The sequence below is a fragment of the Paraburkholderia sp. Ac-20342 genome, from assembly GCF_017104985.1.
In the GTDB taxonomy this organism is placed as follows: domain Bacteria; phylum Pseudomonadota; class Gammaproteobacteria; order Burkholderiales; family Burkholderiaceae; genus Paraburkholderia.
Genome location: NZ_JAAGPQ010000025.1, coordinates 13,408 through 36,064, shown reverse-complemented (window position 1 = coordinate 36,064; position 22,657 = coordinate 13,408). Strand labels below are relative to the sequence as shown.

The window sequence follows — 22,657 nt, the reverse complement described above, 5'->3', positions numbered from 1 at the left end:
CACCATGACATCGAACGACAGCGCGACACCGGCCACGATGCTCGAGCGCGGCGCGGGCGTGGCCGTCTGGAGGCAGATCGAACAGATTCTGGCCGCCGAGATCGCGGCCAGCGGTTTTGGCGAGGAAGGGCGCCTGCCGAGCGAGGGCGAACTCGCCAGGCGCTTCGACGTCAACCGCCACACCGTGCGCCGCGCGATGCTCGGCCTCGCCGCGCTCGGCCTCGTCAGCGTCGAGCAGGGCCGCGGCACGTTCGTGCAGCCGGGCGCTATCGACTATACGATCGGCCGCCGCACGCGCTTCACCGAGAACCTGCGCCAGCAGCATCACGCGCCGGCCGGCACGATGCTGGCGGCCACGCGCGTGAAGGCCGAGGCCGGCGTCGCGAAGGCGCTGGGCCTGCGCGCCGGCGCGGCGGTGTATCGCATCGAATCGCTGAACGAGTCCGACGGCGTGCCGCTCACGTTCGCGCGCAGCTGGTATCCGGCCACGCGTTTCGCCGATCTGCCGGAAGTCGCGCAGCGTGTCGGCGGCGTGACGAAGGCGCTCGCCGAATTCGGCGTGAGCGATTATCTGCGCAAGTGGAGCCGTATCGGCAGCGTGCTGCCCGAGCCGGAAGTCGCGCGGCGTCTGAACATCAACCGGCAGCAGCCGGTGCTGTGGGTCGAAAACGTCGACGTCGACCTGCAAGGCACGCCGATCAAATACGGCTTCACGCATTTCGCGGCGGACCGCGTGCAACTGTACGTGGAGCACGACCTGTGAGCGGCACTGCATCGGCCACGGCAGCGGCCGCGGCATGGGACGCGCGGACGCGCTTTGCGGTGTACTACGCGCCCGCGCGGGAGTCGGCATGGTGGCAGGCCGGCTCGGCATGGCTCGGGCGCGACGCGCAAAGCGGCGAGCATTGCGCGGCGCCGCAGCCGGCGAGCCTCGCGCGTGCGCTTGCGGAGTTGACCGAAGCGCCGCGCCGCTATGGTTGGCACGGCACGCTGGTCGCGCCGTTTCGTCTCGCGCCCGGCCTCGCGCCGGACGACGTGCTCGCCACAGCGCGCACGTGGGCGCTCACGCAACACGCGTTCGACCTGCCGGTGGAAGCCGCGACGCTCGGCGATTTCGTCGCGCTGCGTCCCGCCGATGAGCATGGCGACGCCCGCATACGCGACGTCGCGGCGAGCGCGCTGCAAGCGCTCGATGCGCTGCGCGCGCAACCGTCCGAGGCCGATCTCGCGCGCCGCCTCGCCGCGCCGCTGAGCGAGCGACAACGCAGCCTGCTGTTGCAATGGGGCTATCCCTACGTGTTCGACGAATTCCGTTTCCATATGACGCTGTCGAATTCGCTCGACGATGCCGGCGAGCGCGCGGCGCTGCTCGCCTGGTGGCGGCAGCGTGTGCCCGCGCTCGGCCCGTTGAGCGTCGATCACGCCGCGCTGTTCGTCGAGCCGGCGCCGGGCGAGCCGTTCGTGTTGTGGCAGCGTTTGCCGTTTCGCGCCGACGGGCCGAACGACGGCGCGGTCCCGCAGGTGACGCGGCGATGAACGGGCGTCTGATCTATGTGATGGGGCCGTCGGGCGCGGGCAAGGACTCGCTGCTCGGCTTCGCGCGTGAGCATCTGATGGGCGAGCCGATCGTGTTCGCGCATCGCTACATCACGCGGCCGAGCGGCCATGGCGAAGTGCATGTCGCGCTGAGCGTCGAGGAATTCGCCGCGCGTTCGGTGCTGGGGCTGTTCGCGCTCGAATGGTCGAGCCATTCGCTGCGCTACGGCATCGGCATCGAACTCGATGCGTGGCTCGCGCGCGGCTGCACGGTGGTCGTCAACGGTTCGCGGCAGTATGTGCAGCATGCGCTCGCGCGTTATCCGCAGGCGGAAGTGGTCCACGTCGACGCGGCTGCACATATTCTTGAAGCGCGGCTCGGCGCGCGGGCGCGCGAATCGGCCGAGCAGGTCGCGGCGCGGCTCGCGCGGCGCGCGCCGTTTTCGCTGCCCGACGGCGTGCGTTGCACGACGATCGACAACTCCGGCGCGCTCGAAGACGCCGGCCATGCGTTGATCGCGGTGCTGAGGGAGCATGCGAACCTGTAGCGCGTGCGTTACCCTATGCGGCCATTTTTGCGGTACGTTGGGCCATTTCCGTTGCCGACTCGCCTGGCCGGCCTGGCCCGAATTCATGGAGCAATACGATAATGAACGAGACCCCGCGTCTGACCGAAGTATCCGATCTGGAACCCGCCGTCGCGAGCCTGCGCGAAATTCGCCATCACATTCACCGCCATCCCGAACTCGCCTACGAGGAAGTGCAGACCGCCGAACTCGTGGCCGGGAGGCTCGAACAATGGGGCTGGCAGGTCACGCGCGGGGTCGGCAAGACCGGCGTGGTCGGCACGCTGACAGTGGGCGACGGCGCGCGCCGCATCGGCATTCGCGCGGACATGGACGCGCTGCCGATTCTTGAGCAGACCGGCTTGCCCTACGCGAGCGCGACGCACGGCAAGATGCACGCATGCGGCCACGACGGCCACACGACGATCCTGCTCGGCGCCGCGCAACGGCTCGCGGCCACGCGCAATTTCTCGGGCACCGTGCATCTGTACTTCCAGCCGGCCGAGGAAAGCGGCATCGACAGCGGCGCGCTGAAGATGATCAAGGACGGCCTGTTCGAGCGCTTCCCGTGCGACGCCGTGTTCGGCCTGCATAACCATCCGGGCGCGGAGCCGGGCATGCTGCTGTTCCGCAAGGGGCCGTTCATGTCGGCGGGCGACAAGGCGATCATCACGATCGAGGGCGTCGGCGGCCATGCGGCGCGTCCGCACCTGACCGTCGATCCGGTCGTGGTGGCCGCGAGCATCGTGATGGCCTTGCAGACCATCGTCGCGCGCAACGTCGATCCGGCGCAGCCCGCCGTGGTGACGATCGGCTCGATGCACGCGGGCACCGCGAACAACGTGATTTCGAGCAGCGCGCGGCTCGAGCTGAGCGTGCGCTCGTTCAGCCCCGAGGTACGCGCGTTGCTGAAGAGGCGCATCACCGAACTGGCCGAGTCGCAGGCCGCGAGCTACGGCGGCAAGGCGTATGTCGAGTACATCGAGGGCTATCCGGTCGTCGTCAATACGGAGGCCGAAACGGATTTCGCGGTGCAGGTTGCGCGCGAACTGGTCGGCGACGACAAGGTGGTCGAGCAGACCGATATCCTGATGGGCAGCGAGGACTTCGCGTTCATGCTGCAGCAGCGGCCGGGCACGTTCCTGCGCATCGGCAACGGCGTCGGCGAGGACGGCTGCATGGTGCACAACCCGCATTACGACTTCAACGACCACAACCTGCCGATCGGTGCGGCGTTCTGGACGCGGCTCGTGGAGCGTTATCTCGCGCAGTGAGTGATTGGGCGATTGGGCGGCTAGGCGATTGAACGATCGGGCGAGGCAGGGGCGCTGCCTCGCGCCCGGTTGCCGCGTCCGCCGGCCGCGCGGTGATCTGTGCGCCTTAGGGGCGTTCCGTGGGAGCGTTCTTTAAGGGCGTTCTTCAGGCGCGTTTTTTAAGCGCAGCCCTTGAGCGCACGCCTCAACCGCGCCGCGCCACCATATCCGACACCGTCTGCGCGGCCTGCTGCAGCGGTTCGAGAAACGCTTTCACCATTTGCCGCGCCGAATTGCGCTGCGCGTTGCCGCTGATGTTCAGCGCCGCGATCACGCGCCCCTGGCGGTTGCGGATCGGCGCGGACAGCGAAATCAGTCCGCCTTCGAGTTCCTGATCGACGATCGCCCAGCCCTGGCGGCGCACCTGCGCGATCAGCTTCTTCAGCTCTTCCTTGTCGGTGACCGTGCGCGGCGTGTGCGCGTAGAGCGGCGCCGAGTTCAGCGTGGCGTCGAGCTCGTCGTCGTCGAGCGCGGCGAGCAGCACGCGGCCCATCGACGTGCAATACGCAGGCAGGCGGCTGCCGATCGAGAGGTTGATCGTCATGATCTTGTGCGTCGGCACGCGCAGCACGTAGACGATCTCGGTGCGATCGAGTACGGCCGCCGAGCAGCTTTCGTGAACCTGCGACGACAGATTTTCCATGACCGGTTCCGCGAGATTCCAGAACGGCATCGACGTGAGGTAGGCGAAGCCAAGGTCGAGAATCTTCGGCGTCAGGCGAAACAGGCGGCCGTCGGCTTCCACGTAGCCGAGCGTCTGCAGCGTCAGCAGAATCCGGCGCGCGCCCGCGCGCGTGAGGCCGGTCGCGGCGGCGACGTCGGTGAGCGTCTGCTCGGGGCGCGTCGCGTCGAACGCGCGGATCACCGCGAGACCGCGCGCGAACGACTGCACGTACGAGTCGCCCGGTTTCTCCGGGGCCGGCTCGGCGTGGGCGGGAACGGCGGAAGACGACGGCAGGGCTTTGCTCATGGGCCTTGAAAAGTGCGTTCGGAAAAGATGCGCATGAAGGCGCGCGGGCGTGCGCCATTCGATGCCGCGCATTGTGGCGCAAAGGCGTGACGATAGCTTAAGCCTTCTGTTTCGCCAAATGACGCGCGTTCTCTCAAAAATGCCAGGGTTTGCGTGGATAGGGCTGAACTCGTGAAATTTGTATGATGACCCGATAACCTGACTAATTCGGCTCATCCGCAGCCATCCGATACCTCATGTTCGACAAGATTCCCGCGCGGGCGTTGAGCGACACGGTCGCGCAGCAACTGCTCGTGCAGATCGACAAAGGCGCTTTCGTGCGCGGCGGCAAGCTGCCGACCGAGGCCGTGCTCGCGCAGCAGTTCGGCGTGAGCCGCACGGTGATCCGCGAGGCGATTTCGCGCCTGAAGAACGAGGGCGTGGTCGAGCCGCGCCAGGGCAGCGGCGTGTTCGTCGCCGGGCACGGCGCGATCCGGCCGCTGCGCATCGACTACGCCGAAGCGGCCGAGCCGGGCTCGGTCGTGCAGATTCTCGCGCTGCGCCGCGCGATCGAGGCCGAGGTCGCCGCCGAAGCCGCGCTGCGGTGCGGCGACGCCGAGATGGCGTCGATCGAGGCGGCGCTCGCGCGCATCGACGAGGCGGTGGCCGAGGGCGACGACGGCGTCGCCGAAGACGTCGCGTTTCATCGCGCGATCGCGGCGGCCACCGGCAATCCGTATTTCCTCAAGACGCTGACGTTCCTCAATCAATACCTCGAAGCGGGCGTGGTCGTCACGCGCCGCAACGAGGCGCTGCGCGAAGATTTCTCGCGGCAGGTGCGCGACGAGCATGCGGCGATTGCCGCCGCGATCCGCGCGCGCGATCCGCAGGCGGCGCGCGAGGCTGCGCAGACGCATCTGTATAACGCGGCGCGCCGGCTGGCCGAGGCGGGGATGAGTTAGCCCATGACCGATTTCTTCAAGGCATTACGCCATCTGGATGGAACCCTACGATGACCGCTGCACCTGTATCCACCCCCGCACTCCACACGACTGACGAAGCGCGCGTGCGCGAGGAAATCTGCGCCTGCGGCGCGAGCCTCTACCAGCGCGGCTATACGGTCGGCACCGCCGGCAACATCAGCGCGCGGCTCGACGACGGCTGGCTCATCACACCGACCGATGCGTGCCTCGGCCGGCTCGACCCTACGGACATCGCGAAGGTCGACGTCGACGGGCGCGCGGTGTCGGGCGGCAAGCCGTCGAAAACGCTCGCGCTGCATCAGGGCATCTATGCGCGCAATCGCGAAGCGCGCGGCATCGTCCATACGCATTCGACGCATCTCGTCGCGCTGACGCTCGCGGGCGTCTGGAGCGAGACCGACGTGCTGCCGCCGATCACGCCGTACTACGTGATGAAAGTGGGACACGTCCCGCTGATCCGTTACCGCCGCCCCGGCGATCCGCAAGTGGCCGCGCAGATCGCCGCGCTCGCCGACAGCGTGCGTGCGGTGTTGCTCGACCGGTTGGGGCCGGTGGTGTGGGAGCGCTCGGTCGCGCATGCGTCGTATGCGCTCGAAGAACTCGAGGAGACCGCGCGCCTGTGGCTGATGACGCAGCCGCGTCCCGCGCCGCTCGAAGAAGCCGCGCTCGAAGAACTGCGCGCGGTGTTCGGCGCGCGCTGGTAAGGCGGCGCGGGTGCTGATTGTGCGGGCATAGCTTGCGTCTCGCGCGGACGCATGTGCCGCGCCGCTCGGCTCCGCGAAGTCGGCACGCTGCGTTGCCGTCGACGTTCCCGTCCGTTCGTTTATTTTTATCGGCGCACGCGTGCTCAGCGCATGCATCGCGCGCCCTACACACTGTTTTCAAGGAGTTGTCGCCATGCCTCGCTTCGCCGCCAATCTGACCATGATGTACAACGAGCACGCTTTTCTCGACCGTTTCGCCGCCGCCGCGCGCGACGGTTTCAAAGCGGTCGAGTTTCTGTTTCCGTACGACTTTCGCGCCGACGAACTGCAAGCGCAACTCGATGCGCACGGCCTCACGCAGGCGCTCTTCAATGCGCCGCCGGGAGACTGGAACGGCGGCGAGCGCGGCATCGCGATCCTGCCGGGCCGCGAGGACGAATTCCGCCGCAGCATCGACACCGCGCTCGACTACGCGCGCGTGCTCGGCAACCGCAAGCTGCACGTGATGGCGGGCCTCGCGCCGCAGGACCAGCCGCGCGAAAAACTGCGCGACGTGTATCTGAAGAATCTCGCCTACGCCGCGCAGACCGCGCAAGCCGAGCAGATCATGATCGTCATCGAGCCGATCAATGCGCGCGACATGCCGGGCTATTTCCTCAATCGCCAGGATGACGCGCAGGCGATCTGCGCCGAAGTCGGCGCCGCGAATCTGAAGGTGCAGTTCGACTGCTATCACTGCCAGATCGTCGAGGGCGATCTGGCGATGAAGCTCAAGCGCGATAGGGCCGGCATCGGCCATATCCAGATCGCGGGCGTGCCCGAGCGTCACGAACCCGACATCGGCGAGCTGAACTATCCGTACCTGTTCGATCTGATCGATTCGCTCGGCTACGATGGCTACATCGGCTGCGAATACCGGCCGCGCGCGGCGACCTCGGCGGGGCTCGGATGGCTGCGGCCTTATCTCGACGCGGCGCGTTGAGCGTCGCGATTCATCGTTCGTTTTGCCTCTCGTTCTGCCGTTTACCTGATCGTTCTTCAGTGCCGCCGACTCCTCAAGGAATCGGCTTGCATTGAAGACCGGTTGAGAACCACTCCCTGCGCGTATTCCCTGGTATCCGCTGGCACGGCTTCGTCCGTGCTTGACACGGTTTCGCGCACGCGCCTATCATCGAGCCTGTTTGTTCGATATATGACCTTGTGTTCGTATATAGAACATAAGGCCGGGTGAGGAAACCACGCCGAGGCACGCCGCGGTTGCGGCAACTGTCGTCGATTCCAAGCCCATCGTTCACGATCCTGCGCTAAGCTGCCTTGAGGTGGCGACCGCCCGTGGTGACCGCCGCGCCGCCGCTTTCCTGCGGCGTCCCGCAGCTTGCCGCCATTTGCCGTGAGGGCCGCCGGGCCGATGCGTCGATGTGCTGATGCATCGGGCTCGCGTCATCCACGGAAAACCGGCGCGCGGCGCAGCGCACGTAGCATCTCAACTGGAGACATCACATGACCGAAGCATTCCTGTGCGACGCGATTCGCACCCCCATTGGCCGTTATGCGGGTTCGCTGTCGTCGGTGCGCGCCGACGACCTCGGCGCGGTGCCGCTCAAGGCGCTGATGGAGCGTAACCCGAACGTCGACTGGAGCGCCATCGACGACGTGATCTACGGCTGTGCGAACCAGGCCGGCGACGACAACCGCAACGTCGCGCGCATGTCGCTGCTACTCGCAGGCCTGCCGAAGGACGTGCCGGGCTCGACGGTCAACCGTCTGTGCGGTTCGGGCATGGACGCGATCGGCATCGCCGCGCGCGCGATCAAGTCGGGCGAGGCCGCGCTGATGGTGGCGGGCGGCGTCGAAAGCATGAGCCGCGCGCCGTTCGTGATGCCCAAGGCGACCAGCGCGTTCACGCGTCAGAACGAGATCCACGACACGACGATCGGCTGGCGCTTCGTCAATCCGCTGATGAAGAAGCTGTACGGCGTCGACTCGATGCCGGAAACCGGCGAAAACGTCGCGACGGACTACAACATCAGCCGCGCCGACCAGGACGCGTTCGCGCTGCGCAGCCAGCAGAAGGCGGCTCGCGCGCAGAAGGACGGCACGCTCGCGCAGGAAATCGTCGGCGTGACGATCGCGCAGAAGAAGGGCGATCCGATCACGGTGCTGCAGGACGAGCATCCGCGCGAAACGAGCCTCGAAACGCTCGCCAGGCTGAAGGGCGTCGTGCGTCCGGACGGCACGGTCACGGCCGGTAACGCCTCGGGCGTGAACGACGGCGCGGCCGCGCTGCTGCTCGCCAACGCGGAAACCGCGAAGCGCTTCGGCCTCACGCCGCGCGCCCGCGTGCTCGGCGTCGCTACCGCCGGCGTCGAGCCGCGCGTGATGGGCATCGGCCCGGCGCCCGCCACGCAGAAACTGCTCGCGCGCCTCGGCATGACGATCGACCAGTTCGACGTGATCGAACTGAACGAAGCGTTCGCCTCGCAAGGCATCGCGGTGCTGCGCGCGCTCGGCGTCGCCGACGACGATCCCCGTGTGAACCCGAACGGCGGCGCGATCGCGCTGGGCCACCCGCTCGGCATGAGCGGCGCGCGTCTGGTCACGACCGCGACGTATCAACTGCAACGCACGCAAGGCCGCTTCGCGCTGTGCACGATGTGTATCGGCGTCGGCCAAGGTATCGCAATCGCGATCGAACGCGTGTGATGACCGAACGCGGGTAGCGCGGCGCGCGCTCGGCCACGGCCAGCCCCGGCCGCTCGCGCTTCGATGACCACGGTGGTTTGACGACAGCCCCCTCGCTTTGGCGATGGGGCTGTTTCTTTTGGCGCGAGATCACGCGATCGAGCCATCCACAAGGCCGCCTATAAGACGTGAAGGTCGGCGATACGCTGTACGCGGTGTTCGTCTCGGCGGCGGCCGTGCAGGTGACGCCGCTCGGGCAGTGAGCGCCCCGAAGAGGCGACGCAAACTATGTCGAAATATGTCGCGTGCGCCGCGAAACGCCCGCCAGGCCTTGTGCGGCGGGGCGTCGCCGCGGTGACACGGCGCGACATATCTTCGCCGATGATTTACCCGGCATGTCCTTCTATAGTCCGTTCGTCGCCACGCGGCAGTGACGCAAGTGGCCCGAATCCAGTAAGGACATCTCGTGAAAAATCGTTTATTCGCAGCTTCAATTCAGACGGGCGCGCAGCGCGCCGACCTCGCTTCCGTTGCCGCGCCGGCTGGCGCATCGATGCGCCGCGTGCTGCGCACATTCCTGCTCGGCGCGGCCGCTGCCGTCTTCGAGTTCGGCAGCGCCTCGGCGTTCGCATGGTCGGGGCATGGCACGGCCTACACGTCGCACGGGGTCTATAACGGCGCGCATTATGGTTCGTGTGGCGGCGGCAGCTGTTCGCACGCGGGCGGCGTCGCCGGTCCGTACGGCGGCTTCGCGAGCAACACCGGCACGGTGACGCGCACGGCGCCCGGCCAGTTCTCGAATTCGGGCACGGCGACCGGGCGCTACGGCAACTCGGTGCAGCACTCGGGCGATACCAGCTGCGCGGGCGGCACCTGCGCGCACACCGGCACGCTGACCGGACCGGACGGCAAGACGGCCACCACGTCCGGCGACGTTACGCGCAACGGGCCGGGCCAGTATTCGTCGTCGGGTACGGTGACGGGGGCGAACGGCAATACCTACGACCATTCGGCCGCGACGAATTGCGCGGGCTCGACCTGCTCGCGCTCCGGTACGGTGACGGGCCCCGATAACGGCAGCGTCTATCACTCGGGCACGGCGACGCGCGTTGCGCCGGGTGTCGTGACGACGTCGACGAGCGTGACCGGCACGCACGACAGCACGGTGACGTCGAGCGGGACCGTGGTCACGGGCGGCGTCGTGGTCGCGGGCGGTGCGACGGCCGGCAGCGCGACAGTCAGCAGCACGACGGTGGGCGGCGCGGCCGTGGTCGTCGCGCCGAACCCGGTGGTCGCTGCGGCGCCGGTCGCGTATGTGGCGCCGAAACCGGTGGTCGTGGCGACGGCACCGGCCGTCGTGCCGCCGCCGGTCGTGTATGTGCCGCCGAAGCCCGTAGTGGTGACGCCGCCGCTGGCTTATGTGCCGCCGCCCCCGGTCGTCTATGTGGCGCGGCCCGCGCCGCGTGCCGTCTACTATGTCGCGCCGCGTCCCGTGTACGTCGCGCCGGTGCGGCGTGCGGCCGTGTGGGTGCCGGGCCACTGGGTCGGGCGTGTCTGGGTGCCGGCGCACTGGGCGTGATGCGCGTGACGGACGTGGCGATGCGACTCGTCAAATGCGGTGGATTCATGCGCTTCCGGCGTGCCAGGAAATGCGAGGCGGCGTATGAGGTCGCGAGCGATGCAACGTGTGCCGGGCGAGAAACCGCGAGGTGTCGGGCGCGAACCGGGGTGTCGTCGATACGCGCCATTTGCACCGTATCCGCACTGGCGATGCTCGTGGTGGCGGCGCTGCCGGCCATCGACACCTGGGTCGCATCGGCGGCCGATGTCGCGGGCCACCGCTTCGACGCGGCATCGCAGGACTGTTCCGCGCGATATGCCGCGTTGCTCGATCTCGCGGAACTCGCGCGGCGCGACGGCCAATCGGCGGACGTGATCGTGCGCGGTCTGAGCGGGCAGGGCGGCGGCGCGATGAGCGCATGCCTGCCCGCGGGCCACGCCATCCACGGCGGCGCTAACCTCATTCATGCTGCGCGCTGAGCAGAACCGGTGTGCGCGATGGCGCCGGCTACGCCGATTGCTCGTGCTGCTTCGTCAGATCGCATTCGAGAAAGATCGCGCCGGGAATCGGATTGAACACGTAAGCGTCGATCGGTTCGAAGCCGAGCGACGCATAGAGTCCGAGCGCGGCCTGCATCGTCGGCAGCGTGTCGAGGCGCATGCGCCGATAGCCGGCCTGTTTCGCCAGCGCACAGATGCGCGTAGCCAGATGCCGGCCCACATGCAGGCCGCGTCCCGCGGGGCGCACGTAAAGGCGCTTCATTTCGCAGATCGTTTCGTCGAGCGGACGCATTGCGACGCAGCCGACAATCTCGCCCGCGTCGTTGCTCGCGAGCAGCACGCGGCCGCGAGGCTCGGCAAATTTGCCGGGCAAGCCGGCCAGTTCGGAGTCGAACTGCTGGAAGCCGAGATCGATGCCGAGACTCCCGGCATATTCGCGGAAAATGGTCCGCACGATGTCGAGTTGTTCAGGAAAGCGGGCGGTTTGCAGATGGATCATGCGCGGTCGATAAGGCGATGAGGCTGTGGGTCGATGGGGAGATGTATCGATCCGCGCAGTGTAGCGGATCGTGCGAACGTGCCGCACGGCAATCGCGAAGGTCACTCGCTTCGCAACGGAAAGCGGATCTCGAACGTCGTGCCGACGCCTTCGCGCGACGCAAACCCGATGTGACCGTTCAGCACGCGGCATAGCTCGCAGACGATCGCGAGCCCGAGCCCCGTGCCCGGAATGTCCTCGCCGGCGGCACGCTCGAATTCGTCGAACACGCGATCCGCATCCGCGGGTGCGATGCCGACGCCGGTATCCGTCACGCGAATCGTCCAGTGGTCGGTGCCGGCGGTCGCGAGTTGCAATTCGACCTGCCCCGACTTCGTGTACTTGATCGCATTGGATAGCAGATTGACCGCGATCTGCTTGAGCTTCAGGCGATTCGACGTGACGACCGACAACGCCGGATCGATCGAGGCGAGCAGCCTGAGCCCTTTGGCTTCGACGAGCGGCCGCGACGATGCGACGAGCTCCTCGTAAAGCTCGCGCAGATCGACCGCTTCGGGCACGAGCGGCGTGGCGTCGCCGAGCACGACCGAGTACTCGACCATCTGGTCGACCAGTTGCTTCATGTCGGCGGCCTGGCGGTTGGCGAGCGTCAAGGCGGTCTCGGCTTTCGAGGGCGCCCGCGCGATCAGTTGCAGCGCGATCGAAAACGCGTTGAGGAAGTTGCGCAGATCGTGCACGACGCTGCGCGTGATCTGCATGCGCGACTCGTGCAGCGCGCCGACCAGTTGCTGCTTGAGCATCAACTCGTGATTCGCGCGTTCGAGCTGCCCCGTGTACTCGTCGATCTTGCGATCGCGCTCGTTGACCACTTCCTTGATCGACGTGTGCGTGACCATGCTGAATGCTTCGGCGATGAGCCGCCGCGCGCGGCTTTCGTGACGCCGCGTGAAGCTGCTCTCGCGCGCGGCGAATTCCTCGAGCGCTTCGGCGAGCACGCGCCGGAAAAGATCGAGTTCGCGCACGAGTTCTTCGATGCGGTAGCCCTGATCCCAGCGAATCTTGCCGTGCTTTTTCGCGTTGCGCTCGATCGACGTTTCGACCTGTTCGAGGTCTTCCACATCGAGCGCGGCGCAGAGTCCTTCGATAATTTCCGGCAGATGATCGGCGAGTTGCTGATAGGTGAGCTTGTCGGCTTCGACGAGATCGAGGTCGGTGGCAACGGCATCCATCCATTGCTGCGTGAGACGGCTGCGTTCCGCCCGGACGTAGTCGGCGAAATTGCGCAGCGGACTGATGCGTGTGTCGGTCATGATGAATGCGCCCAGGAAATTTCTACAACATACGAACGTACGAACTCGCCCGATCGCATTGCTCCCGTCGGCTCCGTGGGCCCTGGCGTCGTGCCATCGCGCCATCGCGCCGTTGTGCCGCGTATGCATGGGCGCCCGGTGCCCGGCTGGGCCCGGAGAGAGCCGAAGATGGCGCCCATTATCGCCGCAATTGCCGCATGTGGAACACCTCTTGCGCCATCTCGTCGGGCAATCGAAGCAACGAGTTCGCAGACGATGACGCGCTCAATCCTGCTGGTGGACGACGAGCCGGAAATTCTGGCCGCGTGGTGCCTGATTCTGGAACGCGAGGGGTATGAGGTGAGTTGTGCGAACAACGGCGCCGAAGCGCTCGCGTGCGCGCGTGCCCATGTTCCCGACCTGATTGTCACCGACTGGACGATGCCGGTCATGGACGGGGCCGAGCTGTGCCGCAGCCTCAAGGCGATGCCGCAACTCGCCGATGTGCCGATTCTGCTGCACACGGCCGTGCCGCCGTCCGAAGGCGAGGCGCGCAACTGGAGTTTTTACCTGCGCAAGCCGAGTGGCGTGGAATATTTTCTGACGATGATCGCGCGTCTGTGCAGGGGCGATCGCTGAGGCGGCATGTTGCTCATGTCCCGGCCGGCTCGGCATCAATCATCAGGATGCCTGTGCGTCGTCTTTGAGAAAGTCGACGAATGCGCGCAGCGGCGCGGGCACGTGGCGATGCCCTCGGGTAATACAGAAACGGCCCCGAAAAGCGCAGCCGCCACGGTTCGAGAGTTGGTTCGGGCGCGCCGCTGGCGATATGTGCGCGCAGCATCTCCTCGAACAGATGAATGATGCCAATACCCGCGAGAGCGCAACTGACCGCGAGGTCGATCGCCGCGCCCGGCTGTACGAGCAGTGGTCCGCCCGGATGCCATTGCAGCAGTTCGCTCTCGCGTTCGAGGTACGAGGTCGGCGTCGCGCCGCCGGAGAATTGCTCGCGCAGGCACGTGTGGGACAGCAGTTCGTGCCGAGGCTCGGGGCGCCCGTGCGCGTCGAGATAGACATCCGCCGCAATCTCGTCTGGACGTTACCGGGTGGGAGCATCGGGGGTATGTCGAAACATGCCGATGGTGTTCCCATCGCTCGCTTTGCATGGAATCCTGGTAAGCTGACGCGCTTGCTTCAGTCGACCAGGGAAAGATGTCATGCCTATCGTCAATTACGTGCCACACGATGGCGAGCGCGGCGAACTCGACGTGCTCGCGCGCACGAGCGACGCGTTGATTTCTGCCGCAGATGGCGGCGCTGCCTGCGTGCCGTACAGGGCGCTGCTGGACGCAGCGTGCCGCATTGAATCCATGCCGAACGTCAACGATGCTAGGGCAGTGCCTACCGGCCGGCCAGCGCACGGAGCCGCATGATGTCTCTGGATAACATCGACCTGAACCTGCTGCGCGTCTTCGACGCGGTATTCGAGGAGCGCAGTCTCGCGCTTGCGGGCAAGCGCCTGCACCTGAGCCAGTCAGCAGTGAGCCATGCACTGGCACGCCTGCGCCAGGTCCTCAACGACGATCTTTTCGTGCGTACCGGCAAGGGCATGCAGCCCACCGCGCGCGCGATGGACATGGCAGGCCCGTTGCGCGGTGCGCTTCAGCAGATCAAGCTGGCGCTGGGCGTCGCCGCATTCGAACCGGCCGACGCGCAGCGCAAGTTTGTCGTCGCGGCCAACGACTACATCACCTCGCTGTTGCTCGGGCGACTCAGCCAGCGTCTGAGCGCGCAAGCGCCGCTGACGGATCTCGTCGTCCGGCCGTCGACACGCCTCGATCTCGCCGGCCAGATCGATGTGGGCCGCATCGATATCGCGGTCGGCATCTTCGCGGAGATTCCGTCGCGCTTGCGCTGGATGACGATCTGGGAGCAGACCGATGTTTTGCTGATGCATCGCGATCATCCGCTCGCCGGGCGGCCGCTTACGCTCGATGATCTGCTCGAATACCCGCTCGCGACCATCTCGCTCGGCGGGGAAGAAGAGGGCGCGGTAAGCGGCTTTATTCTCGAACGCGGTCTTGCCAGGCAGTCCGAGATGTTCAACCGCGATGCACTCGATCGTGCCTACGCGGCGCGCGGCGAGTCGCCGCGCGTGCGCGTGGCGGTCGCGCACGCGCTGGCCATGCCGGCACTCCTGCGTTCCAGCAACATGCTCGCGCTTGTTCCATTGCCACTCGGGCGCGAGATGGAGAGCCAGGGAGAATTGACGACGCGCGCGACGCCCTACGCGTGCCCGAGCGAAGAGGTACGAGTCGTTTGGCACGAGCGCAATGACAACGACGCAGCACTACAGTGGCTCAGGCGGCAGATCGAGGACGTGGTCAGCGAGGTTCAGGCGTGAAGCGCGTCTGACGTTCGAGCTTGCGGCGGCTTTGCATCGTAGGAAATTCGTCCCGAGGGCAGGAAGAACAGGGCGATGACGGCGCCGCCTCTCGCTTCCGGATAGTGGCTGCTGCCCGGGGCCGGGGCTGTCCAGCCGGCGTGGCACCAGCCGTTCGGGCCCATCAGCGCGGCGCCTTCGTCGAGCGGCACGACCATGTTGAACTCGCCATACGGATGCGCGTGGTAGTCGCCGCGAAAGCTGCCTTCGGGATTGTTCTGGGTGTTGTCCGAGCTGTCTATCAGAACCGCGGTGATGCTGAAATAGAACGTCTCGGCGGAGGGCGTGACGAGCCGGGCACGGCGATAGCGTGGGCCGCCGACTTCGACGTCGGCCGCCCAGCCTTCCTTCACGCCGAGCCGGATCAGACGCGACAGATCCTGGTACAACTCGCTATCCACGCCATAGCGGGTATTCAGCCATTGTTCGACTTCCGTGCTCGTCGTGATGTCTTTGACCTCTTCCAGAAAGGGGATGCAACGGGCGATAAGTTCATCCTTGCCACTGAATTGTTGGGGGTGGGACATGCTGGTTTCTCCTTGAATTGATCGTCATGAGCATTCGATATGTGGAGCGCGGCGCGCTCACCTCTTCCCTGGGGGAAGTGCGAAGCTCGATACGTTGCAGCGCGATATGACGATGCCACAGGCGTGTGCGCCGAAGAAGGGAAACTCTTGCAAGATGACTATGCATGGCGTGCATGATGGGGCGGGTTCGGTTGAATGCGGGAAGCGGGATGTGCCTGACGTTCTTGCCGAGCCATTCATGGTGAGTCGCGTGTTCTTGGATCGCGGAATCTGAGTCCGCTTATCCAATCCCGCCATTCACTCTCGGACATGTAGCTAATGGTTTCCTGTCGCTTCCTTGCAAGAAACTCAGACTGTTCGTGGAGACTGAGCGCTTCCCAGTACCGGTCCCAGACGTGGTGATACCAGTATTCGGCGTTACCCTGTAAGGAGCCTGCAATCGGGCCAAGCTCATAGAATGCGATCCATGGGCAAGGGGGATTGAATCGTGCGTCAGCGAGTTGCCGGATCAAGGCAATGTCGTTGGTCAGGAGCCGCATATTGAATCCCGCAAGTTCCTGGTCATGCTTGAGGAAAGTATGCAGATGGTCGTTGTTATAGTGTTGCCACTCTGTTTCCTCGCGACCGTTGCGAATAGTCATGACGTAACGCGGCATTTGGGCAACCTCGATAGTCTGACTCACGAGAAAGGCATTGACGCCGATATCGCGAAGAGGGCGAATCTCGATGTAAGCGGGGAAGTCGTCGAGAATCGTGACTATGCCGGACGATGGAAATATCTCCTTCAGTTTGTCGATATCGGCTCCGAAGACGTGCTCGATGACTTCCGTCAGCCGGTTTTGCGACTGCGAAGCAAAGCGCCGCTCTTGCCGCTTGCGACCGATATCGTCGATTATTCGTTGCAATGAGAACACGCTGATTTCCCTGTTAATGCGTCGGCATCTTCGTGGTGGCGAAGCTTCCGCCGAGATAGCCTATCGTTCCGAAAACTATTCCGCCAATCAGACCCGTAATCACGGTTCCCGGTCCTGTCTCGACACCAATCATGGTCCCGGCAATTGCACCGATCCTGGCACCAGCTATCGCGCCACCCCAGCCGCCCATCTGTCGCACAACTTCCTTTTCGATGGGGCGAACCGACGTTGTCTTAAACGATTGCCCGATTGCCACCGAAAGATCATAAGCGGTGAATGCAATGCAAAATACCTGTACCACGCGCACGTATTTCACGAGGCCCCGCGTCCCACCCAATCCCTCCGGTGTGAACACGCCTGATGGCGGCACGCTGGGATGGGGTTGTATCAGGATTTCCCTATCCAGGGCTTCCGAATAGCCGCGTATCGTCTCTATTCGTTTCTTCAAATGTGGATTCTGTTGGGCGTATTCGTCCAGTGCGGCACGAATTTGTTGACCGGTAACAAGTCGCGCGCCGGAGCGCTTCGCCTTTGCGATGTCGATATAGACTGTTTTCCCATCAAAACGGGTTGCACCACCCGGAAAGTCTGATCTTGTAGAGGAAAAGCTTGTGACTCTTTCTTCACCCATTACATGCTCTGCGATCGTTGCACCCGAGCCAGATCCTTTTCCCCATAGCCCATATTTTTCCGGGTACACCTCTCGCAAATTTCCCAACTCACCAAGTTTCAACTCTTGCAGATAGGGGTTGTCAACGTCAGCGTAGCATTGGCGAACGAGAAAACCATCCTGTCCAGGTTCGTCAACGACGACAAAGATGAATACCTTTGCGGGCATAGGATGCCCAAGCACATCGTATTGAGAGTTTGCTCTCCGATTGGTGTTGGTTTGATAAACGTAATTTCCCATTATCTTCAGTGCTCCGGCACTTTAGTCATGAAGCGATTGTCCAGCGCTCCAGCGCACGAATCCCGACTGCAATATCGAGTCGCGATATGTTGTTGGTATAGACGCGTGGACAGTAGCCAAGAGAATCCGTTACACCCTGGTAGACTGCGCCGCTCGCCGTTCGTATGTGATACGGCGTCGCGACGAGTGCTCGACGCGTTAGCGTCGATGATGCGCACTCGCTCGTCAAAATCGCCGGTTGGATCGGTTGGCAGTGCCTGACCGCGAGCGTCATATTCCACTGGCTCCAGTCCATGAGCTTGGAAACCGTACAATGAGTGGCTTTGCGATGTATGAAGGATGGGTGGCGGGCAGCATTTGCACAGGCAAATGTCCCCGTCTAGTGCTTCCTGTTTGCCGTATCTGACTGCGCGGTGGCGCGGCCCAGTTGGTTCAATATGACCAACAGACTGGCAACCGCTACACCAGACCTGCGCGCCAAGATAGGTTATCGGCACACCATGATCGGTGCAGTTTCAATTCCCTCCGTAACGATGCCGCCATTGGTCGATTTGTCTCCTTTCCTGAGTACGTAGCGCTTCACTTTGCCTCACTATGGGTAACGTCAACAGCCGTGAATATCGATATCCGGCTGCGCAAGTTTGATTCCCAGGCAGCTTGAGAAGTCCGCTACCTCATCATGGAAAAACGATCGGGTCAACACGGAAAAATCGAGATAGAACGATTTTCACAAAGACTGACAAAAACGCTGTCTATCTCGATTTCAAATGCCTATTTATGAGGGGCGTGTCTGTCGTCTTGCCGTGTTTCCATTTAATGGGGCGATTTTGATGCGCAGCGTCACCGCCCGTCCACAAAGCCCGAAATACGCCGAACACCGAAGATCTCTGGCACGACCTGTCCCACAACGCCCTGCCCCTGACGGACCGTATGTTTCGCTGAAATACGGTTGTAAGTCGCTCTTGCTAAAGTCGTCGGGAGACATTGGCCGACGCATGCGCAATGACTTTATTCGCATGCCTGACGAATGAAAGCGAAGCGGAGAGCGACCCACCATGAATCCAGTTCGTGCGTTCTGGCTCATTCTGATGCTGATTGCGTCGCCGGTATGGGCATTTCAGACACGCGTCGTCGCGATTCCGAGCGTGGCGATGCATCGTTCGTTCGATGCGACGGTCGTGCTGCCCGATCAGTACGCGCGCGGCAATGCGGACAAGCGCTTTCCGGTCGTCTACGTGCTGCACGGTTCGGGCGGCGACAATACCGACTGGACCGCGAATTCGCATATCGGCAAACTGGCCGACCGCTATCACGTGATTCTCGTGATGCCCGACGGCGGGCACGAGAGCTGGTACATCGATAGTCCCGTCGATCCTCGCAGCCGTTACGAGACCTATGTCGGCACCGAAGTGGTGAGCTATATCGACGGACATTTCCGCACGATCGCGGCGAAGCAGGCGCGCGCGATCACGGGCCTGAGCATGGGCGGATTCGGCGCGCTGCGCATCGCGCTCGACCGGCCCGGCGAATTCGGTGCGGCGGGCAGCATCAGCGGCGCGGTGGACCCGCGCGGCTGCGAAGACGAACCCGGCATCGACCAGGTTTTCGGCGATCCGTCGCAAGATGCCGACTTCTGGAACAGCGAAGCGATCGTCGCGAGCGCGCAGGATTTCGGCCGCGAGCATATCGCGCTGACGATCGACTGCGGCGTCAACGATTCGCTGGTGCAATCGAACCGGCTGCTGCACGAGCGGCTCGTCGAACTCGGCGTGCCGCACGATTACGCCGAGCGGCCAGGCGGACATACCTGGCAGTACTGGTCGAACGCGGTGCAGTATCAGGTGCTGTTCTTTGCCGGCATGTTCAGACACGCGGCGCAAGCGGGCGCCGCAGCCTGATTCGCCAATGATGCCGTAAGCAGAACCGGCAGCGGGCTCGCTCTCAGTCGATGCCGTGAAACACCGCGTCATCCGGGCCGAGATACACGGGCGGGCGCCATGCGGCATCGCGCATCGAATGCTGAACCTGCTTTTCGACGCCGAGCAGCACCGCGAAAATCGCCATCCGCACCGGAATGCCGTTGTCGGTTTGCCGGAAAATCGCGAGCCGCGAGTCGTGGTTGAGGTCGACGCTCAGATCGTTCGCGCCGGGCCGGCTGTCGCGCGGTAGCGGATGCATGATGAGCGTGTCGGCGCCGCAGATGCTGTCGACGAGCGCCTGGTTGATCTGGAAGTCGGGCGTGTAGCCTTCGAACGATTCGTCGGTGAAGCGTTCCTTCTGGATGCGCGTCGCGTACACGACGTCGGCGCCGGCGAGGCCGTTGCGCAGGTCGTGCGTCTGCTCGATCACATGGCCGTTGCGCGAAATCTGCTCGATGATGTAGCCCGGCATTTCGAGCATCGGCGGCGAGATCAGCGTGAACTTGATGCCACGGTACAGCGCGAGCAGTTTCACGAGCGAGTGCACGGTGCGGCCGTATTTGAGGTCACCGACCAGCGCGATATGCGCGCCGTCGACGATCTTGCCCAGGCGCGAAAACTCGCGCTGGATCGTGTAGAGGTCGAGCAGGGCCTGGCTCGGATGCTCGCCGGGGCCGTCGCCGCCGTTGATGACCGGCACGTTGGTCGCGCGCGCGAATTCGGCCACCGAGCCTTGCTCCGGATGGCGGATCACGAGCGCGTCGACGTAGCCGCTCATCACGCGGCTCGTGTCGTAGATCGATTCGCCCTTCGCCATCGACGAAAACGTGAAGCCCGTGGTGTCGCAGACCGAGCCGCCGAGCCGGCAGAACGCCGCGCCGAAACTCACGCGCGTACGCGTGCTGGCTTCGAAGAACAGATTGCCGAGCACCGCGCCTTCGAGCACGCGCGAGATTTTGCGGCGTCGCGCGATGGGCTGCATGATGTCGGCGACGCGAAAGAGCGTCTCGACCGAGTCGCGCGAGAACTGATCGACCGACAGCAACTGCGGCCTGCCCTCGAACAGCATCTGGCTCGCCAGCGATTGCGAGTCTACGCTTTGCGTATATTTTTCACCGGGCTCCGCGTTGACGATTTCCGACACGAAGCGCTCGACGATTTCCGGCATCGCACGCGATTCCTGCGAGTCGTCCGGCAGCAGCCACGTATCGAGCGCCCGCCGCGATACGCCGATACGGCTCGCGAACGTATCGCGCGTCATGTTCAGGCGACGCATCGCATCGCGTAGGAAGGCTTGTTGCGGAACGCTCATGAGGGCACCTGTCGGAAAAAGGAATCGGCGGGAAGGGCGAGGTAAAAATATACGCGTTGCGTATATTAGTTTCTGGACGCCAGAAGTCAAGCGTTTTCTCGCGGGGCGGGCCGCCGCCCGAACGGCGCCGCCGATTACCGCGCGGTCTTGCACCTTGCACGCGCAGCGGCGCATCGCCGGTCATGCCCGTGTGCCGACCGACGCGAACGCGCATCGGCTCGTACCGCACGACATGGCGCAGCGCGCAACACACGCTTCGAACGCCACGCGTTGCTCCATTCGCTGCGCATCGCGCATGTCTCTCCAGGCCCCGTCCTGTATTTGAGATAGAGCCTGGCAATCCCAGGTGATAATCGCCAGCTTCGTCTTTTATCGCCTCCGGTTTTATCCGGCCGATACCGTATGAATCCAATGCCGCTGATCCCTTCGCCGTTCTCTCCGCAGTTCCGTTTTACCCGGCGCGCCGCACTGGCTGCGCGTGGCATCGAGGCTCATGCCGATGGGCTGTTTCCGCGCATGCGAGGTCTCGCGCATGCGCCGCTTCGCGCGCGAGGCCGCACGCGCGCCGGGCGTCGCTAATGGCCGCCCCGTTCCGGCTGGGCAGCGGACTGGCAAGCGGCTCGCTGCGATTCGTCACGCGTCGTACCGCGTTATCGCTCGCGTTGGGCGCGGCGTGCGGCACCGCCGTCGTGGCCGTTGGCGCGGGTATCGCGATCGGCATGCACTGGCCGGTTCATGAGGCCGCTGTCGTCCCGCAGGAAAATCACGTCGAACGCGACTACCGGATCGCGCAACTCGGCGAACTGAACGCGTCGGTCGCGCAGATCGAACCGCGGATTGCGCGGCTCACCGCCGAGGTCGATACGCTGCGCGACTTCGAAACGCGTTTGAGCACGCTGCAGCCGACCCGGCGCCCGGCCATGCCACGCTCCGCCGCGCCGGCCAGTGCCGCATCGGATGGCGAATCCGACATGTCCGCCACCGACGGCGAAGGCGGTCCCGCATTGCCGCCGCGCGGCTGCGATGAACTTGCCGGGCAGGCACGCGGCCGTGCCGATGCGCAGCGCACGCGCGAGCAACTGAGCTGCATCGACGCGACGCTGTCGCAACTGGAACGGCAGACGGCCCGGCATGCCGTCGTCTATGCCGCGTTTCCCGGCCGCATGCCGGTCGACGGAGCGCGCTTCGGCTCGCCGTTCGGCAATCGCAGCGATCCGTTCACGCATCGTTTGAGCTTCCATCCTGGCGTCGACCTGGTTGCCGGCACAGGGACGCCGATCCTCGCGGCCGCCGGCGGCCGCGTCATCTTCGCCGGCGAAAAATCGGGCTACGGCAACGCCATCGACATCGATCACGGCAACGGGTTCGTCACGCGTTACGGCCATGCCTCGCGGCTCGTCGTGCATGCGGGCGAACTGGTGCTGCCGCGACAGCATATCGGTGATGTCGGCTCGACCGGCCGCTCGACCGGTCCGCATCTGCATTTCGAAGTACGGGTCAATGGCGAGGTCGTCAATCCCGTCGCTTATCTCGCGCTGTTTGCGCCGCCGGCTCATGGTTAAGCGGCGCATGGGCGGTCACACCTCGCGCGTGACGATGAGTTTGAGCCGCCACGGCTATACGCTGCGTCCCACGCGGCCGCTGGCGTGGCGCATGGCCGTCTGGGCCGTGGTCTGCATGCTGAGCGCGTGTGCCGGCGCGTTCGCGCTGAAGGCGTGGCAGATGGGCCAGGCTCGCGGGCCGCACGAGCCGTGCGATCGATGCGCCGTGGCGAGCGCGGACGCCGGCAGCCGGCAGGCGGAAGTGCTTCGCCTGAGGCTCGCGCTGGCCGAAGAGTCGGCGGCGCGCGGCGCGGTGCAGAAGACGGCCGACAGCGCCGCCGCCGAGGTCGCGAGGCTCGGCGCCGAGCTGGCGTTTCTGCGCGAGCAGGGCACCGCCCGCGCGACGGCGCCGCGTCGCTGAGCGAAACAATGCACGGCTGCCGCAGAGGCGCGGCATGACCATGATGCCGTGCTGTAGTGGAGTCGAGTCGCCGTCGCCAAAGCCTGAG

At 64.8% G+C, this 22,657-nt stretch carries 23 protein-coding genes and 1 pseudogene; 16 read left to right on the top strand and 8 right to left on the bottom strand.

The features are described 5' to 3' along the window. The first annotated feature begins 4 nt into the window (after positions 1-4). From phnF to G3N58_RS12760, 4 genes are all read left to right on the top strand, one after another. On the top strand, positions 5-763 hold the full coding sequence (gene phnF, locus G3N58_RS12775) for a phosphonate metabolism transcriptional regulator PhnF (protein WP_167039741.1): 759 nt from the start codon (positions 5-7) through the stop codon (positions 761-763). Next, entirely contained in the window at positions 760-1,536 is a 777-nt protein-coding gene (locus G3N58_RS12770) for a DUF1045 domain-containing protein (protein ID WP_205999314.1), read from the top strand. The genes phnF and G3N58_RS12770 overlap by 4 nt, the downstream gene beginning before the upstream one ends. Continuing rightward, positions 1,533-2,084: a phosphonate metabolism protein/1,5-bisphosphokinase (PRPP-forming) PhnN gene (gene phnN, locus G3N58_RS12765; protein ID WP_167039745.1), complete on the top strand. Its 552-nt coding sequence runs from the start codon at positions 1,533-1,535 to the stop codon at positions 2,082-2,084. Before G3N58_RS12770 ends, phnN begins: the two co-directional genes overlap by 4 nt. Positions 2,085-2,185: 101 nt before the next feature. Then, positions 2,186-3,376 (top strand): M20 aminoacylase family protein, encoded by a 1,191-nt coding sequence (locus G3N58_RS12760; protein WP_167039747.1) that lies wholly within the window; start codon positions 2,186-2,188, stop codon positions 3,374-3,376. A gap of 184 nt (positions 3,377-3,560) precedes the next feature. Here G3N58_RS12760 and G3N58_RS12755 read toward each other — a convergent pair whose 3' ends face one another. Continuing rightward, complete coding sequence (locus tag G3N58_RS12755) at positions 3,561-4,385, bottom strand: IclR family transcriptional regulator (RefSeq protein WP_167283696.1); 825 nt, start codon at positions 4,383-4,385, stop codon at positions 3,561-3,563. Between the two features lie 236 nt (positions 4,386-4,621). Between G3N58_RS12755 and G3N58_RS12750 the strand changes: the two genes are divergently transcribed. The 6 genes from G3N58_RS12750 to G3N58_RS12725 all read left to right on the top strand — a co-directional run bounded on the left by G3N58_RS12750 (position 4,622) and on the right by G3N58_RS12725 (position 10,773). Continuing rightward, positions 4,622-5,326, top strand: a complete 705-nt coding sequence (locus G3N58_RS12750) for a FadR/GntR family transcriptional regulator (protein ID WP_167283697.1) — start codon at positions 4,622-4,624, stop codon at positions 5,324-5,326. Between the two features lie 50 nt (positions 5,327-5,376). Then, positions 5,377-6,051 carry an aldolase gene (locus tag G3N58_RS12745; protein ID WP_205990647.1) on the top strand — a complete coding sequence of 225 codons (675 nt, stop codon included), beginning with the start codon at positions 5,377-5,379 and terminating at the stop codon, positions 6,049-6,051. Between the two features lie 193 nt (positions 6,052-6,244). Then, positions 6,245-7,033, top strand: coding sequence for a 2-oxo-tetronate isomerase (gene otnI / locus G3N58_RS12740; protein WP_205999313.1), 789 nt, complete (start codon positions 6,245-6,247; stop codon positions 7,031-7,033). Between the two features lie 518 nt (positions 7,034-7,551). Further along, positions 7,552-8,754, top strand: a complete 1,203-nt coding sequence (gene pcaF, locus G3N58_RS12735) for a 3-oxoadipyl-CoA thiolase (protein ID WP_205990646.1) — start codon at positions 7,552-7,554, stop codon at positions 8,752-8,754. Positions 8,755-9,286: 532 nt separating this feature from the next. Continuing rightward, positions 9,287-10,312 (top strand): hypothetical protein, encoded by a 1,026-nt coding sequence (locus tag G3N58_RS12730; protein WP_205999339.1) that lies wholly within the window; start codon positions 9,287-9,289, stop codon positions 10,310-10,312. A gap of 149 nt (positions 10,313-10,461) precedes the next feature. Beyond that, positions 10,462-10,773, top strand: coding sequence for a hypothetical protein (locus G3N58_RS12725; RefSeq protein ID WP_167039760.1), 312 nt, complete (start codon positions 10,462-10,464; stop codon positions 10,771-10,773). Between the two features lie 28 nt (positions 10,774-10,801). Here the strand turns inward: G3N58_RS12725 and G3N58_RS12720 are convergent, their stop codons facing one another. Together G3N58_RS12720 and G3N58_RS12715 are read right to left on the bottom strand one after the other, a co-directional pair. Further along, a complete protein-coding gene (locus G3N58_RS12720) occupies positions 10,802-11,293 on the bottom strand; it encodes a GNAT family N-acetyltransferase (RefSeq protein WP_167283702.1) in 492 nt (163 codons plus the stop codon). Between the two features lie 101 nt (positions 11,294-11,394). After that, positions 11,395-12,603 (bottom strand): sensor histidine kinase, encoded by a 1,209-nt coding sequence (locus G3N58_RS12715; RefSeq protein WP_205999312.1) that lies wholly within the window; start codon positions 12,601-12,603, stop codon positions 11,395-11,397. 255 nt (positions 12,604-12,858) lie between these two features. On the opposite strand from G3N58_RS12715, the gene G3N58_RS12710 reads away from it, so the two are divergent. After that, positions 12,859-13,221: a response regulator gene (locus G3N58_RS12710; RefSeq protein ID WP_167283704.1), complete on the top strand. Its 363-nt coding sequence runs from the start codon at positions 12,859-12,861 to the stop codon at positions 13,219-13,221. 42 nt (positions 13,222-13,263) lie between these two features. Here the strand turns inward: G3N58_RS12710 and G3N58_RS34170 are convergent. Next, positions 13,264-13,666: pseudogene (locus tag G3N58_RS34170) on the bottom strand (LysR substrate-binding domain-containing protein); the annotation flags it as partial. Between the two features lie 133 nt (positions 13,667-13,799). Here G3N58_RS34170 and G3N58_RS12705 point away from each other — a divergent pair. Both G3N58_RS12705 and G3N58_RS12700 read left to right on the top strand, forming a co-directional pair. Continuing rightward, the gene (locus G3N58_RS12705; protein ID WP_167039767.1) at positions 13,800-14,015 is read left to right on the top strand and encodes a hypothetical protein; all 216 of its coding nucleotides are present in this window, start codon (positions 13,800-13,802) and stop codon (positions 14,013-14,015) included. Then, positions 14,015-14,986 (top strand): LysR substrate-binding domain-containing protein, encoded by a 972-nt coding sequence (locus G3N58_RS12700; protein WP_205999338.1) that lies wholly within the window; start codon positions 14,015-14,017, stop codon positions 14,984-14,986. Before G3N58_RS12705 ends, G3N58_RS12700 begins: the two co-directional genes overlap by 1 nt. Here the strand turns inward: G3N58_RS12700 and G3N58_RS12695 are convergent. The 3 genes from G3N58_RS12695 to G3N58_RS12685 form a co-directional block, all read right to left on the bottom strand. After that, a complete protein-coding gene (locus G3N58_RS12695) occupies positions 14,977-15,552 on the bottom strand; it encodes a DUF4863 family protein (protein WP_205990642.1) in 576 nt (191 codons plus the stop codon). The two genes, G3N58_RS12700 and G3N58_RS12695, sit on opposite strands and share 10 nt — an antisense overlap. A gap of 236 nt (positions 15,553-15,788) precedes the next feature. Next, on the bottom strand, positions 15,789-16,466 hold the full coding sequence (locus G3N58_RS12690; RefSeq protein WP_167039771.1) for a hypothetical protein: 678 nt from the start codon (positions 16,464-16,466) through the stop codon (positions 15,789-15,791). A gap of 13 nt (positions 16,467-16,479) precedes the next feature. Further along, a complete protein-coding gene (locus tag G3N58_RS12685; protein ID WP_205990640.1) occupies positions 16,480-17,376 on the bottom strand; it encodes a glycine zipper family protein in 897 nt (298 codons plus the stop codon). Positions 17,377-18,431: 1,055 nt separating this feature from the next. Here G3N58_RS12685 and G3N58_RS12680 point away from each other — a divergent pair. Next, positions 18,432-19,274: an alpha/beta hydrolase family protein gene (locus tag G3N58_RS12680; protein WP_167039774.1), complete on the top strand. Its 843-nt coding sequence runs from the start codon at positions 18,432-18,434 to the stop codon at positions 19,272-19,274. 43 nt (positions 19,275-19,317) lie between these two features. Here G3N58_RS12680 and G3N58_RS12675 read toward each other — a convergent pair whose 3' ends face one another. Then, the gene (locus G3N58_RS12675; protein WP_205999311.1) at positions 19,318-20,607 is read right to left on the bottom strand and encodes an aspartate carbamoyltransferase; all 1,290 of its coding nucleotides are present in this window, start codon (positions 20,605-20,607) and stop codon (positions 19,318-19,320) included. Positions 20,608-21,185: 578 nt separating this feature from the next. On the opposite strand from G3N58_RS12675, the gene G3N58_RS12670 reads away from it, so the two are divergent. Beyond that, on the top strand, positions 21,186-22,169 hold the full coding sequence (locus G3N58_RS12670; RefSeq protein ID WP_205999310.1) for a M23 family metallopeptidase: 984 nt from the start codon (positions 21,186-21,188) through the stop codon (positions 22,167-22,169). 7 nt (positions 22,170-22,176) lie between these two features. Then, positions 22,177-22,569 (top strand): hypothetical protein, encoded by a 393-nt coding sequence (locus G3N58_RS12665; RefSeq protein ID WP_167039780.1) that lies wholly within the window; start codon positions 22,177-22,179, stop codon positions 22,567-22,569. The last annotated feature ends 88 nt before the right edge of the window (positions 22,570-22,657 follow it).